This window comes from Thermoanaerobacter sp. CM-CNRG TB177 (assembly GCF_018588165.1).
Taxonomy (GTDB): Bacteria; Bacillota; Thermoanaerobacteria; order Thermoanaerobacterales; family Thermoanaerobacteraceae; genus Thermoanaerobacter; species Thermoanaerobacter thermocopriae.
Window position 1 is genome coordinate 1 of sequence record NZ_JAFCAC010000038.1, and the last position, 16,608, is coordinate 16,608.

Sequence of the window (16,608 nt, forward strand, 5' to 3'; positions counted from 1 at the left end):
ATTTAAAGGTGGGCATTCAGAAAAAATACCCACCCCAACTATTGACAAAGAGCCGGAATATCTGCTATAATGATAACGTAACCATATAGTAAAGGTAAAGTAGTGATTTTACTATGGCGATGATAGGTTAAGACGAATTTTTTTTCTAAATAATGAAGGAATTTCTATGATTATGTAGAATATATACATAGGAGTAATCTTCTGGGGTGTTCATAAATGGATAAAGAAGAATATTTAAATTTATTAGAAAAGAAACATAACGTTTACTATAATGTATACAGGGACTATAAATTAAGCGGTAAATTTCTGGATCTATATGCAGAGTTTCATATGAGGAATGAAAGATATTTTTTGATGGGTGTGCTGGATGCATACGAGACTCATGAATACAGGTTTGTAAAATATTATAAAAATTTGAAGATTGAGGATGCAGCAGAGTTTGGTGCATGGTTGCAAGAGCAGGTTGAAATTCTCGTTAAACCTCATTCGGAGCATATGTGTACTATATTAACCGGAGTAATGGTAACTGATAGAAGTATCGACCGGGTTGTAGAAAGATTTATTAAAAATTACAGGTATATAAGATACTTCACATTTGGAGTAAAAGGGTGGGGAGAAATAAAACTTCTAGGCGTTGATATTGCTTCCAATAGGGTGGTGGCAAACAGGAAGGGAAGAGAGGTGATAAGGGATTTTATTATTTCTACGCCAAAGCCCAATTATAAATAAAAAGGAGGTAACATATAAATGAGTGCGATAATTTTACTGGTAAGTGCTATTATTCTTTTTATAGTTGCTTATATTTTTTACGGCGGCTGGCTTGCAAAACAGTGGGGTTTGAAGCCAGACAATAATACTCCTGCACACACTATGTATGATGGTGTGGACTATGTTCCTGCAAAGGCACCTATCCTTTTGGGGCATCACTTTGCATCTATAGCCGGTGCTGGTCCTATAAACGGACCTATACAAGCTGCTATATTTGGATGGGTGCCAGCAACTCTCTGGATTCTTTTAGGCGGCATATTTATAGGTGGAGTCCATGATTTTGGTTCACTTCTTGCATCATTAAGGCATAAAAGCAAATCCATAGGTGATATTATACAAGCAAATGTTGGTTTGACAGCAAAAAGATTGTTTCTTTTGTTTTCCTGGTCGACACTGGTACTTATAGTTGCAGCCTTTACTAACATAGTAGCTGATACTTTTGTTGCTACACCACAGGCAGCCACTGCTTCACTGCTTTTTATACCATTGGCTGTTATATTTGGATTTACTGTATACAGAAGGAATGCACCACTTAGCTTGAGCACTGCGTTGGGTGTGGCGGTTTTGGCATTATGTATATGGATAGGGTATGTAGCTCCGTTTTCATTATCTAAAACTACATGGATAATTATCCTTGCTGTCTATATAGTGGCTGCATCAGTTATGCCTGTATGGATACTCCTGCAGCCAAGGGATTACTTAAATTCTTTCCTTCTCTATGGAATGATGATTGGTGGTGCTGTTGGTATACTTCTTTATAACCCAAAGATTCAACTTCCAGCGTTTACAAGTTTAAAGGTTGGTACAGAGTATCTATTTCCGATACTATTTATTACCATAGCATGTGGTGCTATATCCGGTTTCCACTCATTGGTGGCTTCTGGTACCACAGCAAAACAGTTGAATAAAGAAGGAGATGCTAAGTTAATAGGTTATGGTTCTATGCTTATAGAGAGCACATTAGCTATAATTTCTATAATTACCGCAGCGTATCTTACTCAAGATAAGTTTGCAGAGCTTATTAAATTCGGCCCGACCAATGTATTTGCTGAGGGCTTAGGTACTTTTATGGCCAGTTTTGGCATAAATCAGGTTGTTGGAAAGACCTTTGCTGCCCTCGCAGTTTCTGCATTTGCCATGACCACGCTAGATACAGCTACAAGGCTCGCTAGGTTTGCTTTCCAGGAGTTTTTTGAAAATATAACGGAAGCTGGAGAGGTAGTAGCATCTTCTAATCCTGTGGCGAAATTCTTTAGTAACAGGTATGTGGCGTCTGTAATCACTGTGATTATTTCTATTGTACTTGCATTTACAAGCTGGAAGGCCATATGGCCTATATTTGGTGCGGCTAACCAGCTCCTTGCAGCGGTAGCATTACTGGCAGTAGCTGCATGGCTTGCTAATGCAGGTAGAAACAATAAAATGCTCATTATTCCTATGATATTTATGTTTATAGTTACTTTAACAGCGCTTGTATTTTTGGTTCGCTCTAATATTGCTTCTGGTAATTATATACTGGTGTTATTTGCTGTTTTGCTGTTTGTCTTGGCTATATTATTAATACTTCAAACATATGGAGTACTTACAGGAAAAAACAGAAAAGAGGGAGTAGCAAGATAAATAAAAATTCGACAGAAGGTAGAAATTCTTTTAAAAATATGATAGCAAACTTGATTGAATACTTAGTAGCTTATATACAGAATTATATGGATACCATTTAATTAATCTTTGAGTAACTGAAGATAGGTGCTATTTTTCCGCCCTTTGTTCCTTTAATTAAGAGAGGATTGGGGCGGATATTTTTTGGTACAAGGCTTTTGAAAAGTTACAGTATACGATTAAAAAACCTACGTAAAAAGAAAGGTAAATACTCGATTGAATAATCAAAAATAATTTAATATAATGATATTATCCTTATTGTCTTTTTAAAATCAACATTAGATTTCTTAGCATTTCTAATTACGTTAATTGGGGTTAACATAATTGCTTAAGACTTTATTGAGTTTGAAAAATGAGGAGGCTAAAGCCTTATGTTAAAATTTTGGAACAAATTTTGGTGGCGATTGCCCACAAACTTCACAAAAGTAGTGTCTTTATTGGAAGCACTGCTGGCTTTATTTTTGGTTAGCGGGGTTGCAATTAGCTTTTTGGACCTTGTAGGATATTTAAAAATTATTATAAGTCATCCGCCTTCTCAAACTTATGAGATAATGAGGAGTTTTTTAGGTCATATACTTTTATTGGTAATCGGTCTTGAGTTGGTTGTGATGTTGGTCATGCACACTCCTTCAAGCTTGGTGGAAGTTCTTCTTTATGCTATAGCGCGAAAGATTATTATGGAGGCGAAAACCACCCTTGACGTGTTGATAGGTGTTGTGGCTTTAGGAGTGCTATTTTTACTTATCAAAACATATACTCCAGAAAAACTTTATGCAGAAAAAGGTGTTATAGTAAGTTCGAGTATGCCAATATGGGAAGTAAATGAGATAGCAAATGTAAATATTCCCGAAAATATGTCAGATACTATAGGAGAACTTGTATCACTTTTGGCAAACAGAGAAGGAAAAAACATAGCTATTGACCAAGTGTTTAGGATAAATGATGCAGAAATATCGATTTATTCTATGGAAGGTAAACTAGTAAGATCAGTTTTTGTCAAAAAAAACGAAAAAGCTAATGAGGGGCATTGCTGATTATGAGTTTTAGGGGAAACCGGTTTCAAAAAAGGTTTTATGGTATAATAGTATAAAATGCAAAAAGTGAATTGAAGGGAGTTTTTGACATGAAAATGAGAAAATTAACTCCTGAAGAGGAGAGGCTTTTAGAAAAGTTTGTGACAGATGTATATGGGCCTGTATATTTCATACATTCATTGCCGGAGTTTATCATTCCACCTATAAATTCGAAGGTAAGTAGAAGAGACACCAGTTGGAGGCTTAATATACTTGAGTCTTTGACAGATGGAGATTTAAACATAACTGACTACATACCCAAACACAATATACCTTTGGAAAAAGCAATACAAAAGGCGAAAGAATTTCACGAGAAGTGGGTGGAAAGGTTTGGACATTCTTCTATTGCTGAGCAGCATTTAATGCACCTGTGTGTGGAAGATGTTTCAAGGCTTTTGTCAGGGGATATTGAGCTTATGAACAGAAGACCTGCTTTTATAGAGTGGAGCCAAAGGTATCAAAAGCCTACAAGAGACAAAGTAGTGATACCACAAGAATTAGAAGAAAAGCCCGATTTGAAAGAGAAATTTTTAAAAGTTTGGAATACCTCCTATGATGCCTATGAAAGACTTGTAGAAATTTTGACGAAATATTTAGCTAGGGCAGAAGAGAAAAAAGAGGGGGAAAGTGAAGAAAGGTTTTACAATAGGATTAGTAAAATTGCATTTGAAGATGCGAGATATGCCCTTCTTTTAGCTACTAAGACAAGTTTTGCAGTAGCTTTAAATGCTTTAGATTTACAGGATATAGTGAGAAAGCTTTTCGCGCATCCTACTAAAGAGGCGAAGTTATTAGCCGAAAGAATAGTAGAACAAGGGGAAAAAATTGCACCGAGCATGTTACGGCATACAACTCCTACTGTTTATCAATTAAAAGTTCATGAGAGACTAAAAAATTTAGCAACTGTTGTAAAAGAAGATGAATCATCAAATTCAGATGAGGATGTCATTTTAATAGACTATACAGGGAAAGATAGCGAAGATTCTCCTGTAGACATTGTAATTATGCATATTTTGTTTACATATTCAGGTAAAAGTTTTGAAGCAGTAAAAAAAACAGTGAAGAATATGTCCGAAGAGGAAAAAAGAAAAATCCTGCAGCAGGCAGTCGAAGATATAGGGGAATTTGACCATTTAATAGAGGCATTTAAATCGGTCAGATTTAAATTTCAACTGAAGATAAGTGAAGCTAATTGGCATCAGCTTTTACGGCATAGAACTATTGTCTTTGATTACAGCGAACCGACAATTGAAAATGGTTTTGTTATTCCACCCAATATCGAAAAAGCTAATGCTTCCGAAATTTTAATAAGAGCGATAAAAGCTTCAGAGGAATTATTTATAGAATTAAAAGAAAAATTACCTGAAGTAAGTCCTTACTTAGTTACAAATGCACACAAACGGTTGGTTCTTATGAATGCGGATTTATGGGCTTTTGATCATTTTGCAAATTTGAGATGCACTAATGAAGCTCAGTGGGATATACGGAATGTTTCTTTTAAGATGCTTGATATGATTAAAAATGTAGCGCCCCAATTGACAACCTTTATGGCAAGGCGAAAAAAAGCTTAAAAGGTGGAGATGAAATCATGAAAACCTGTTTTAAAGAAATAAGTTTGCCAAAGCTTAATAATTTGACACCCTCACTGGAATCTACTGCCCTTAAATTAATGGAAGAAGCAGGGGAATTGGCACAAGCTATAGGAAAATTTAGAGGTTTAAACGGAGAAAATGTCACTTTAAGCGAAAAAGAGATAATGGGAAAAATTTCAGAGGAGCTTTTAGATGTTGCTCAAGTAGCAGTTTCAATGATGTTTGTATTGGAGGAAAAGTATAATATAAATATTGAAGAAAAACTTAAAGAACATATCGAAAAATTAAAAAGGAAAGGGTATATAAAATAAAAAATATGCAGAAAAACTCTGCATATTTTTTATTTTTGTGCGCATATTAAAAATGAAATCTAAGAAGGGAGGATAAATATGCAACTTTCAAACAAGGAGTTACTTTATTTGGATGATATTTTATCATTACAGCAAAACATGACAAAAACCTTAAACGATTATGCTACGAGATGTCAAGACCCACAACTTAAAGCTTTATGCCAAAATCTTGCTAATAGATGTCAAAACAATTTCAATTCTTTGCTAAAACATTTAAGTTAGGAGGAGTGTAAAAATATGTATGGAAATACGCAAATTAGTGACAAGGATATTATGATGAATGTACTGGGCTGTTACAAATTGGCAATAGATATGTTCAGCCATGCAGCAGTTGAGTCTGCAAATGAAAGCATAAGAAGAGAATATATCAATCTTTTAAATTCTACCTTAGAAGATCAAAGGACAGTTTGGAATGCTATAAATCAAAGAGGATGGTATCCTGTCAAGCCGGCTCCACCTCAGGATATACAAGAGGCAAGAAATAAATTTAGACAGCCAGTTGGGATGATGTAAATATAAAAAGTTTGTGGTATAATAATGGAAGTAGTGTTTTTACTGCTTCCATTATTATATTTTACTTTATTTTCAAGGGAGGAGTGATTTTATTATGTACGATCTAATTATTTTAGGAGGAGGTCCTGCGGGACTTACTGCTGGATTGTATGCTGCAAGATCAAGGCTTAAAACGGTGCTTATTGAAAAAACTTATCTGGGAGGGCAAATAGTAAATACTTATCAGTTAGAAAATTACCCGGGTTATGAAGAGATAAGTGGTGCTGACCTTGTTGCCAAGATGGAGGCACAGGTAAGAAAGCACGGTCTTGAGATTGTTAATGAAGATGTTGAGAGTCTAGATATTACAGGAGATGTAAAGAAAGTTAAGACTTCTAATAAAACTTATGAAGCAAAAGCTATTATTTTAGCGATGGGTGCTACACCTAAAAAGTTAGGTGTTCCAAATGAGGATAGATTTATAGGGGCTGGTATTTCCTTCTGTGCTACCTGTGACGGAGCTTTTTACAGAGATGCTACAGTAGCAGTTATAGGGGGAGGAAATACAGCAGTAGAGGATGCATTATACCTTACTAAATTTGCGAAAAAAGTCTATATAATTCATAGAAGAAATGAACTTAGAGCTACAAAGATTGAACAGGAAAAAGCCTTCGCGAATGAAAAAATTGAGTTTATTTGGGATACTATAGTAGTCGATGTAGAAGGAGAATATGGAGTAGAAAGACTCAAACTTAAAAATGTTAAAACAGGTGAAGAAAGCACACTAAATGTAGATGGTGTCTTTGTGGCTATTGGATATGCTCCCAATACAGAATTGGTGAAAGGCATAGTAGACCTTGATAATTATGGATATATTATGACAGATGATGATATGAGAACCAATATACCTGGAGTTTTTGCAGCGGGAGACATAAGACACAAATCTTTAAGACAAGTTATAACGGCTGCTGGAGATGGCGCAACAGCAGCTTATGTAGCAGAAAAATACATAGACAGTTTAAAAAAATAGTCAGGATTTTTCCTGACTATTTTTCACTTTCTTCTTCATTTTCTTGCTTTTCTTCTTGTTCTTCATTTATTTCTTGTACTTCTTGGTTATAAGTTATTTCCTGTGAAGATGTAGGAATTATAATTCTTTGACCAGGATAAATCAAGTTAGGGTCTTTAATATCTGGATTTGCTTTTAATATAGCTTCTACTGTTGTGTTGAAAGTTTTTGCTATATTCCACAAAGTATCACCTGGTTTTACTATATAAACTTTTCCTGACAGTGTAGGGGTAGTAATAGGAGGAGTTCCAAACAAGAGGGCATTCCATGTTACATTATCGACAATTCCTGTTACTGAAAGCCCTCTGCTTTGCTGATATGCTTTTACGGCTTCTTCTGTTTTTCTTCCAAAGATACCATCAATAGGACCAGGGTCAAAGTACAAAGATTTTAGTCTTGCTTGCAAGCTTACTACAAAGGGGCTTCTATCTCCAATCTTTAGTGTGGGATATTCAATGGGTGGCGATGTGGAACAAGGAATTATCAATGTTTGCCCAGCGTATATCATATTTGGATTTAACAGATAGTTTGCTTTAATTAGCTCATCCAAAGATACGCCAAATTTTTGAGCTATAGTCCATAAAGTATCTCCTGGTTGTACAGTGTAATAGGTTGGACAAGGCTTTTGTAGGGGTGGTTGTGGAAACAGTGATGGTTGAGGTACTACTATTTTAACTCCAGGGATGAATAGTTTTTGACCCGGATAAATGGTATAAGGGTATGTTAGATTATTTATATAAATGATAGCTTCGTAAGGAACATTAAATTTTTGAGCAATAAGATATAGAGTATCTCCAGGTTGGACAGTATAATAACTTCCTTGTACTGGAATGATAAGCCTTTGTCCGGGATATATTAAAGATGGATTTATAATGTTGTTTCTTGTGATTATAGCGTCAACTGATGTGTTAAATTTTTTAGCAATTGAAAATAGTGTGTCTCCTGGTTGTACTACGTATGTGAATTCTAAGGTGACCATATTTTTTCCCCCTTTCTCTAATCATAATATGTGAGTTTTATTATTAAGTGACATATAAACTTTTTTAGATGAATAATTTTTACTAAAAGATAAGGGGATGGGAATATGGTATTTAAGAGGTGGTTGATGTTTTTACTAATTGTAAGTTTAATAGTAGGGTTATATAGTTTTAAAAAAGGATATTATATAGCTGCTTTTAAAACTGTTCCAATAATGAACAAAGTTATTGTTATAGATGCAGGCCATGGGGGACATGACCCTGGGAAACCAGGAGAATATGGTAAAGATGAAGATGAGTTAAACCTTGAGATTGCTCAAAAGTTGAGGGAACTTATTGAAGAAAGTGGTGGTATTGTAGTGATGACAAGGGAAGACGACACTTTATTAGATAGTTCTCTTTCAAAGGATTTAAAAAACAGAGTGGTAAAAGCAAATGAAGTAGCAGCAGACGTTTTAATTAGTATTCATTTAAATAGCTTTAGTCAATCTAAATACAAAGGGGCACAGGTGTTTTATCAAAACAATTCTGAAAAAGGTAAACTATTAGCAGAACTTATTCAACAAGAGCTTAGAAATACGTTAGATCCTAATAACGACAGGATGGCTAAAAGTTCTAATAGTTATTATCTTTTACGAAACGCCAAAATGCCAGCAGTTATTGTGGAATGTGGTTTTATGACAAATCCTGAAGAAGAAAAACTTTTGAATGACGAAAATTATCAACATAAAATTGCTTGGGCAATATATAAAGGTTTAATACATTATTTTCAAAAAGTTGCAGAATAGCAAAATTTTTCACTTCATATGTTGTCCTGAAGTGATTTTTTTTGTATACTAAAAATGAGAGAAGAAGTCATGAAGGGGGATAATATGGGGATAAGAACAGTACTTTTTGATTTAGATGGAACAATTATCGATACTAATGAGCTTATCATAGAATCTTTTAAATATACAATACAAAAGCACTTAGGGTATATTATACAACCAGAAGAGGTTACTCCTTACTTTGGAGAACCCCTTCAAATAACTTTAAAGAGATTTAGTCAAGATAAATGGGAATTAATGGTCGATACTTATAGACGGTATAATGAATTCAATCATGATAAATATACTAAAATAAGACAAGATGTGAAAGCAGCTCTTGAACTCATGTATAAAAATGGTATAAAAATGGGTATAGTTACATCTAAAAGGAGAGAATTGGCTGTAAGGGGATTAAAGCTTTTTGACTTGGAAAAGTATTTTAAGGTAATTGTAGCGTTAGAAGACACTGAAAGACACAAGCCGCATCCGGATCCAATTGTAAAAGCTTTGGAAGTGTTAAATGCTAATAAGGAAGAAACTTTAATGGTGGGAGACAGTCCTTATGACATCTTATGTGCATCTAATGCTGGTGTAAAAAGTGTGGCTGTTAAATGGACAATCTTGCCCTTTAATCTATTAGAAGAAGCAAAACCGGATTATGTCATAAATGATATGTGGGAAATTCTAAAAATAATTTGAATATACGATGGATTAAAAATGAATAATGTTAATATAGAAAAAATTATAGAGAATTTTATAAAAAAGTAATAATAGGAAAAAAGTTATTTAACTTGTGGCAATAGCTTTATAGATTTTCATATCTTTTTGGTGGGATCGGAAGAAAAAATTAATAATTGGTAATAAGTTTTTGGTGATATACTATTACAAAAAATTGTAAATTATTTAGCTAAAAAGGGCTTAAAAAAGTCAGATACAGAAACTCCTTTGGAATATCAAACAAAAGTATTGGCAAATGGGTATATAGGTTTTGATAAAGTTACGCAGATATACAATGAAACAGTTTATGGAGGTAGAACACCCACAAGAAGAGGTAGGTTATCTAAAAGAATTTATAAAAGAGTTAAAGAAAAGGAGGCAGTTAAATCTAAAAAGAATATAAGCCTTATTAATAAATTTGACATAGGTTAGAGAACTAACATATAATAATATTTGGAAGGGAAGTATGCACCTGAAAGGGGTTTAGTAAAATGATTTTAAGTTACAAGCCTGGTGCGAAGAGCAGAATCATGGTGTGCGTAACCCCACAAAAAAGTTGCCGCAGGCTTGTGGAAAGAGGTGCTGAAAGAGCAAAAGAGACTAATGGTGAATTTTGTGTTGTATACGTTAACAAAAACAACGACATCTCAAATGATTTAAAGCAAAACAAAGTATTGCTGGAGGTCTTTGATTTAGCACAAAAAATGGGGGGCACAGTTTCTATTTTGGTGGGCAAAAAAATTTCAAAAACGCTGGCGGAATTTGCAAAAGAAAACGATATAACTGAGATAATAGTAGGCAAGTCTTTAAGGTCTGCTCTAGATGTTATACTTCACGGAGATGTGATAAATCCTTTAAAGAAGGAAGTAGAAAAAAATAACATAAGAGTAGAAGTCATAGAATGACATGTCTTTCTATGACTTCTCTCTGACTTTTATATGGTTTATTACTTTTTTTACTCCATTTACGCTTTGAGCTGCTTCAGTGGCCAATTCTTTTTCTTTTAAATTATCTACATATCCACTTAATGTTACTGTCCCATTGTTTGCTGTAATAACTAAATCAGGCAAACTTAGATCATAACGAGATAACTTTTGCACTACTAAATTTACAAGAGATACATCATCTATTTTATGTTCTTTGTTAAGTTCTAATTTGCTTATTACACTTTTGACACCCATGGCTTGGGCTGCTTGATTTATACTTTCCTTTTCTTGCTGTGCGTTATCAATTTTCCCATATAAAGTTACGATACCATCAGTGACATCAACCCCTAATTCTCCTATTTCATCATAAAATTTAGAATTTTGAAGATTTCTTAAAACACCATGTTTTATATCTCTGTCTGTTGTTTTGCTGTCTATTGCAATTGTGATATTATTTTCTACTTTTTGTACGCCATCCACGCTTTCTGCTATTTTTTGAGCGTGATTTTTTTCGGATAAGTTATCTACTATTCCGTACAAAGTTACACGACCGTTGCTACACCGAACATTTATATCTACCCCGAAAGATGCCATTTCTTTATCTAGTTTTTCTTTTATATTTTTTTCTATAATTTTATCTTTATTCATTTTCATCCTCCTTATTTTTTACTAAAATAATTTTTCCACTTTAATTAAAATTTAATTCAATTTAAATTATTTTTTATTCAAATTTGTTGTATAATTAATATGTACACACAATTTACCACAAAGCCTTGAGGGGTGAATTTTTTGTTTAATGGACTTATAGATATCATAAAAACAATGCAAATTAACGATGTAATAGATATTTTAATAATAGCCTATGTCCTGTATAGATTAATTTTAGTAATACACAAGACACGAGCAGAGCAACTGCTTAAAGGGCTTGTTGTGTTGATTGTAATTACCAAAGTGAGCGAATGGTTACAACTTAGGACTGTCAATTATATATTGCGAAACGCTATGACAGTGGGAGTTATTGCGCTTTTAATTGTTTTTCAGCCGGAGTTAAGGCGGGGATTGGAGACATTAGGTAGAAGTGGTTTCTTAGGGAAAAAATTCTTGTTTTTTAATGAAGATGAAGAAGATATGTCAGAGGTTTTGGGAGAGATATGCGATGCGGTACAATTTTTGTCACGTTCAAAAATAGGGGCTTTAATTGTTTTAGAAAGGGAGACAGGCCTTAATGAACTTGTTGAAACGGGTATAACCATGGATTCTAAAGTTTCTAGCGAGCTTTTAATAAATACCTTTATACCTAATACGCCTTTACACGATGGAGCTGTCATAATTCGAGGAGATAGGATTATGGCAGCAGGTTGTTTTTTGCCTTTAACAGACAACCAAAATCTAAGCAGTGAATTAGGAACACGCCATAGAGCGGGGATAGGCGTTACTGAAATATCCGATGCAGTAGCAATAATTGTTTCTGAGGAAACAGGTACTATTTCTCTTGCGCAAAATGGCAGGCTTTCAAGGCACCTGGATGCGAAAACTTTGAAAGAGGTGTTGTCCAGCATTTTTGAAGTGAAGGAAAACAAGATGCCTGTATGGAAAAAATGGGGGAACAAACATGCTGACTAAAGATTTTACAATAAAATTGCTGTCACTGGTATTGGCTTTTTTACTATGGCTTTATGTAATGGGAGAAGAAAATCCAGAAATTCCTTATGATATAAACAATGTGCCTGTCAAATTGATTAATAGCGATATTTTAGAGAAAAAAGGACTTATTATTTTAGATGAAAAAAATTATACAGTAAATGTAAAAATAAAAGGAAGACGCAGTGATGTTTTAAATATTGCAGCCCAGAATATATCAGCTTTTGCTGATTTAAGCAGAGTAAATTCCAAGGGTACAAATGTTATTCCTGTTACCGTAGAAGGATTACCTAGAAATGTCTCTTTGGTTTCAATAAATCCGCCAGAAATAAAAGTGGAAATAGATAAAATTGAAAAAACGCAAATGCCAGTTGCTATAAAAATAATTGGCAATGTGATGGAAGGCTATGCTATGCAGTCTGCTGTTCCAACGCCTGGAGAGGTATTGGTGATAGGACCAGAAAGCAAAGTTAATCTTATAAAAAATGTTATAGCTGGGGTCAATGTTTCTTATAAGAAAGGAGATATAAAAATCTCTGTTCCAGTGGTTGCTGTTGATAGAGAAGGAAAAGAAGTAAAAGGCGTTACAATTACTCCTAATCTTGTTGAAGTGTATGTTTCCGTAAATAAATCGATACGTGTGCCTGTAGTTCCTAAAATATTTGGCAAACCAATGGAAGGATATATGATATCATTGATAAATGTACTTCCAGAGTACGTGTACATTACTGGTGATGAGATTGTCCTAAATACCATAAAATCCATAAGTACGAAGCAAATTGATATTTCTGGGAAAAATGAACCTGTCACCGAAAGTGTACCTTTTGACTTGCCAGATGGGGTGAAACTTGTTAAAAGTGATATTAATGCAAAAGTGTATGTGGATATACAAAAGATAGCAACCAAAGAGATTGCTATAAGCAATATAGATATAAGAGGAGCAGAAGAGAAAAATGTTGTAATCCAAAATCCGGAACTCGTCGTTACTGTAGCTGGTCCAGAAAGTGTAGTTAATGGAGCGAAAGCTTCCGATTTTAACGCATATATAGACGTAACCAATTTGCCAACAGGTGTTCATTCTTTAGCTGTAAAGGTAAGTACTGATTTGAACTTGCAAATAAAGAAAATTGAGCCTGATAAAATATCAGTTAATATTCAGTAGGCGGGCAATGCCCGCCTATTAATTCACATAAAACTTGTCAATTCCACAAAATATAAAATCCTTATAAAAAAATTTTAATTTAAGAGAAGGATTTTTAGCAAAGGCGTAGAATTAAAATATTGTAAGGTTAAAAAAATTTTAATAACACTCAAAAATTGTAATAGAACTTCATATTATGTATTAAGAAGGGGCAGGTGAACCTGTTGAAAGTTTTAGTTATCAATCCAGGTTCTACTTCTACTAAAGTGGCGCTATATGAAGAAGAAAGGGAAATTGTAAAAACGGAGATTGCTCACGACATTGAAGCGCTTAAAAAATATAAGAGTATCATTGACCAATTTGATTTAAGGTTAAATGCTATAAATGATTGGATAGAGCAAAATAACGTAAACTTGAAAGAAATATCTGCAATTGTGGTAAGAGGAGGACTTGTTAAACCTGTTCAGAGTGGCACTTACCTTGTAAACGATATTATGCTTGAGGATTTGAGAAGGGGAGTTGGAGGTGAACATGCTTCAAATCTTGGTGGACTAATTGGAAGAGCTATAGGAGATAAACATAATATTCCTGTTTATACATTAGATCCTGTAGCTGTTGATGAAATGGAAGATGTTGCAAGGATTTCTGGCCTTCCTGAGCTTCCAAGAAAAAGTCAATCTCATGCTTTAAACATAAAAGCGTGTGTTCATCGATATGCAACGGAAAATGGCATTAATGAGAAAGATTTAAATCTTGTCGTTGCTCATATGGGAGGAGGTATTTCAGTAGCGGCGATAAAGGGAGGAAAAATTGTAGATGTAAACAATGCAAATCAAATGGGGCCCTTTTCTCCTGAAAGGACAGGCAGCCTGCCATCGATGAAAGTTGTTGACCTTTGTTATTCTGGTAAATACAGTTTTGATGAGATGAAGAAAAAAGTTGTAGGTATGGGTGGGATGGTAGCACATCTTGGGACAAATGATGTGCGTGAAGTGGAGAGATGCATACAAAATGGTGATAAAAAAGCTAAATTGGTTTTTGAAGCTATGGCTTATCAAATTGCAAAGGAAATTGGCAGAATGGCGGCAGTATTAAAGGGGGATGTGAAATCAATAATTTTAACTGGTGGACTTGCTTATTCTAAACGACTAATAGAGATAATCATTGATATGACCAGCTTTATTGCACCTATAACTCTTTATCCAGGGGGAGATGAAATGGAAGCTTTAAGAGATGGTGCGTTAAGAGTTTTAAGAAATATTGAAAAGCCCAAGATTTATAACTGACGAGGTGTAGGATATGAGAACATTTGAAGAAATGTATAATTACGTAAAAGACTTGCCTCCCAAAACTATAGCAGTAGCTCAAGCAGCGGATGAAGATGTATTAGAAGCGATTAAAGAAGCTCATGAAAGAGGAATAGTAAAAGCCATATTAGTTGGTGATAAAGAAAAAATAGAAAGGATAGCATCTTCAATATCAATGGATTTAAAGGATCACGAAATAATAGATACAAAAAATAACTTAGAAGCTTGTCGCGAAGCTGTAAAGCTTGTAAGCGAAGGCAAAGCGGATATATTGATGAAAGGCCTTGTACAGACGGCAGAGATATTAAGGGTTGTTTTAGATAAGGAAATTGGCCTTCGCACTGGAAGAACTTTAAGTCATGTGGCTGTTTTTGAATCTCCATATAACAGACTTATACTTTTGACAGATGCAGCAATGAATATTGCACCTGATTTAAAAGGGAAAATAGACATAATTTTAAATGCGGTAGACGTTGCAAGGCAAATTGGAATTGATGCTCCAAGGGTTGCAGTTTTAGGAGCTGTTGAAACAGTTAATCCTGATATGCAAGCTACCTTAGATGCAGCAATACTTTCAAAAATGAGTGAAAGAGGTCAAATCAAAGGGGCTATAATAGATGGGCCATTGGCTCTTGATAATGCTTTATCGGTAGAAGCAGCGCGGCATAAAGGGATAATAAGCCCTGTTGCAGGTAACGCTGATATTCTTTTAGTTCCAGATATTGAAGCTGGCAATATGCTGTATAAAGCTATAACCTATATAGCACAAAGAAGGATAGCAGGGATAATAATGGGGGCAAAAAGCCCGATTGTCTTGACTTCAAGGGCAGATTCCAGTGAAGCTAAATTTAACTCTATAATGTTGGCATCTCTTGCTTCTAATGTTTGATTATTAAAGAGGGGGGAAGATATTTATGAAAATATTTGACATAATGGAAACTAAAGATTATGAAAATGTGATTTTATGCCATGACAAGACTTCAGGTCTTAAGGCGATAATTGCAATTCATGACACAACTTTAGGTCCTGCTTTAGGCGGATGTAGGATGTGGACTTATGACTCAGAAGAAGATGCGATAAATGACGCATTAAGGCTTGCAAGAGGAATGACTTATAAAAATGCTGCTGCTGGTTTAAACTTAGGTGGTGGTAAAACAGTTGTAATTGGAAATCCGAGAAAAGACAAATCAGAAGCATTGTTTAGAAGTCTTGGAAGGTATATAGAATCTCTTAAAGGAAGATATATAACTGCTGAGGATGTTGGTACAAACTTAAAAGATATGGAATATATACACTATGAAACGAAATATGTAGCAGGGTTGGCTGAAACCAGCGGGGATCCATCTCCTTTTACAGCCTATGGCGTATTTAGAGGAATACAGGCAGCTTGTGAAGAAGTTTTTGGGACTTCAGATCTTAAAGGTTTGAGAATTGCAATACAAGGAGTAGGAAATGTAGGATACAATTTAGCAAAGTATCTATATGGAGCAGGGGCAAAGTTAATTGTAACAGACATATTTGAGGACAATGTAAAAAGAGTAGTGGAAGAAGTCAAAGCCGAATATGTAAAGCCAGATGAGATATACGGGGTAGAATGTGATATATTTGCCCCTTGTGCCTTAGGAGCGATAATAAACGATGAAACGATTCCACAGCTTAAGTGCAAGATAGTAGCAGGTTCAGCTAATAACCAGTTAAAAGAAGAGAGGCATGGGGATATATTACAAGAGAAAGGGATCCTCTATGTACCAGATTATATTATAAATGCGGGTGGAGTTATAAATGTAGCAGATGAACTCAATCCTTCTGGATATAACAGAGATAGAGCTATGAGAAAGGTTTCCATGATATTTGACACAGTGAGAAAGGTGATACAGAAGTCTAAGGAAGAGAACATTCCAACATATGTTGCAGCTGATAGAGTTGCGGAGGAGAGGATAAAAACTATTGCTGCCGTAAAAGACAATTATATTTAAATGGGGGCATGATATTCCCGCTCTTTCATTAAAATTTTGAAATAACTTTAATAATTTTTTGACAAAATTTTAATGTAAAAAGGAAGTGTAATATAATATAAATTGAGGAAGTAG

General features: G+C 34.6%; 19 protein-coding genes. 17 read left to right on the plus strand and 2 right to left on the minus strand.

Annotated elements, in window-relative coordinates; all coding sequences use genetic code 11:
- The first annotated feature begins 216 nt into the window (after positions 1-216).
- From I4N53_RS02025 to trxB, 8 genes are all read left to right on the plus strand, one after another.
- Complete coding sequence (locus tag I4N53_RS02025) at positions 217-729, plus strand: hypothetical protein (RefSeq protein ID WP_028992431.1); 513 nt, start codon at positions 217-219, stop codon at positions 727-729.
- 18 nt (positions 730-747) lie between these two features.
- Positions 748-2,388: a carbon starvation protein A gene (locus tag I4N53_RS02030; protein WP_013150790.1), complete on the plus strand. Its 1,641-nt coding sequence runs from the start codon at positions 748-750 to the stop codon at positions 2,386-2,388.
- 410 nt (positions 2,389-2,798) lie between these two features.
- A complete protein-coding gene (locus I4N53_RS02035; RefSeq protein ID WP_013150789.1) occupies positions 2,799-3,461 on the plus strand; it encodes a transporter associated domain-containing protein in 663 nt (220 codons plus the stop codon).
- An 89-nt stretch (positions 3,462-3,550) separates the two neighbouring features.
- Positions 3,551-5,071: an FAD-dependent thymidylate synthase gene (locus I4N53_RS02040; RefSeq protein ID WP_013150788.1), complete on the plus strand. Its 1,521-nt coding sequence runs from the start codon at positions 3,551-3,553 to the stop codon at positions 5,069-5,071.
- Positions 5,072-5,088: 17 nt separating this feature from the next.
- Entirely contained in the window at positions 5,089-5,403 is a 315-nt protein-coding gene (locus I4N53_RS02045) for a MazG-like family protein (protein WP_012995876.1), read from the plus strand.
- A 78-nt stretch (positions 5,404-5,481) separates the two neighbouring features.
- On the plus strand, positions 5,482-5,664 hold the full coding sequence (locus I4N53_RS02050) for a spore coat protein (RefSeq protein WP_012995875.1): 183 nt from the start codon (positions 5,482-5,484) through the stop codon (positions 5,662-5,664).
- A 15-nt stretch (positions 5,665-5,679) separates the two neighbouring features.
- Positions 5,680-5,955: a spore coat protein gene (locus I4N53_RS02055; RefSeq protein WP_012995874.1), complete on the plus strand. Its 276-nt coding sequence runs from the start codon at positions 5,680-5,682 to the stop codon at positions 5,953-5,955.
- Between the two features lie 94 nt (positions 5,956-6,049).
- Entirely contained in the window at positions 6,050-6,964 is a 915-nt protein-coding gene (gene trxB, locus I4N53_RS02060) for a thioredoxin-disulfide reductase (protein ID WP_012995873.1), read from the plus strand.
- A 16-nt stretch (positions 6,965-6,980) separates the two neighbouring features.
- On the opposite strand, the gene I4N53_RS02065 is transcribed toward trxB, so the two are convergent.
- Positions 6,981-7,982 carry a LysM peptidoglycan-binding domain-containing protein gene (locus I4N53_RS02065; RefSeq protein ID WP_028992432.1) on the minus strand — a complete coding sequence of 334 codons (1,002 nt, stop codon included), beginning with the start codon at positions 7,980-7,982 and terminating at the stop codon, positions 6,981-6,983.
- Between the two features lie 105 nt (positions 7,983-8,087).
- On the opposite strand from I4N53_RS02065, the gene cwlD reads away from it, so the two are divergent.
- The 4 genes from cwlD (at position 8,088) to I4N53_RS02085 (ending at position 10,408) form a co-directional block, all read left to right on the plus strand.
- On the plus strand, positions 8,088-8,768 hold the full coding sequence (gene cwlD, locus I4N53_RS02070) for an N-acetylmuramoyl-L-alanine amidase CwlD (RefSeq protein WP_214495468.1): 681 nt from the start codon (positions 8,088-8,090) through the stop codon (positions 8,766-8,768).
- A gap of 84 nt (positions 8,769-8,852) precedes the next feature.
- Positions 8,853-9,485: a pyrophosphatase PpaX gene (ppaX, locus tag I4N53_RS02075; protein ID WP_028992434.1), complete on the plus strand. Its 633-nt coding sequence runs from the start codon at positions 8,853-8,855 to the stop codon at positions 9,483-9,485.
- Between the two features lie 246 nt (positions 9,486-9,731).
- Entirely contained in the window at positions 9,732-9,935 is a 204-nt protein-coding gene (locus I4N53_RS12260; protein ID WP_028992435.1) for a hypothetical protein, read from the plus strand.
- A gap of 59 nt (positions 9,936-9,994) precedes the next feature.
- Complete coding sequence (locus I4N53_RS02085; RefSeq protein WP_214495469.1) at positions 9,995-10,408, plus strand: universal stress protein; 414 nt, start codon at positions 9,995-9,997, stop codon at positions 10,406-10,408.
- Between the two features lie 9 nt (positions 10,409-10,417).
- Here the strand turns inward: I4N53_RS02085 and I4N53_RS02090 are convergent, their stop codons facing one another.
- On the minus strand, positions 10,418-11,077 hold the full coding sequence (locus tag I4N53_RS02090) for a BON domain-containing protein (protein WP_214495470.1): 660 nt from the start codon (positions 11,075-11,077) through the stop codon (positions 10,418-10,420).
- Positions 11,078-11,218: 141 nt separating this feature from the next.
- Between I4N53_RS02090 and cdaA the strand changes: the two genes are divergently transcribed.
- From cdaA to I4N53_RS02115, 5 genes are all read left to right on the plus strand, one after another.
- Positions 11,219-12,052 carry a diadenylate cyclase CdaA gene (gene cdaA, locus I4N53_RS02095; RefSeq protein ID WP_012995868.1) on the plus strand — a complete coding sequence of 278 codons (834 nt, stop codon included), beginning with the start codon at positions 11,219-11,221 and terminating at the stop codon, positions 12,050-12,052.
- The gene (locus I4N53_RS02100; RefSeq protein ID WP_214495471.1) at positions 12,042-13,232 is read left to right on the plus strand and encodes a YbbR-like domain-containing protein; all 1,191 of its coding nucleotides are present in this window, start codon (positions 12,042-12,044) and stop codon (positions 13,230-13,232) included. The genes cdaA and I4N53_RS02100 overlap by 11 nt, the downstream gene beginning before the upstream one ends.
- A 200-nt stretch (positions 13,233-13,432) precedes the next feature.
- Positions 13,433-14,497 (plus strand): butyrate kinase, encoded by a 1,065-nt coding sequence (buk, locus tag I4N53_RS02105; protein ID WP_214495486.1) that lies wholly within the window; start codon positions 13,433-13,435, stop codon positions 14,495-14,497.
- Between the two features lie 13 nt (positions 14,498-14,510).
- The gene (gene ptb / locus I4N53_RS02110) at positions 14,511-15,407 is read left to right on the plus strand and encodes a phosphate butyryltransferase (protein WP_013150780.1); all 897 of its coding nucleotides are present in this window, start codon (positions 14,511-14,513) and stop codon (positions 15,405-15,407) included.
- A 25-nt stretch (positions 15,408-15,432) separates the two neighbouring features.
- Positions 15,433-16,494: a Glu/Leu/Phe/Val dehydrogenase gene (locus I4N53_RS02115; RefSeq protein ID WP_218623484.1), complete on the plus strand. Its 1,062-nt coding sequence runs from the start codon at positions 15,433-15,435 to the stop codon at positions 16,492-16,494.
- Positions 16,495-16,608 lie beyond the last annotated feature (114 nt).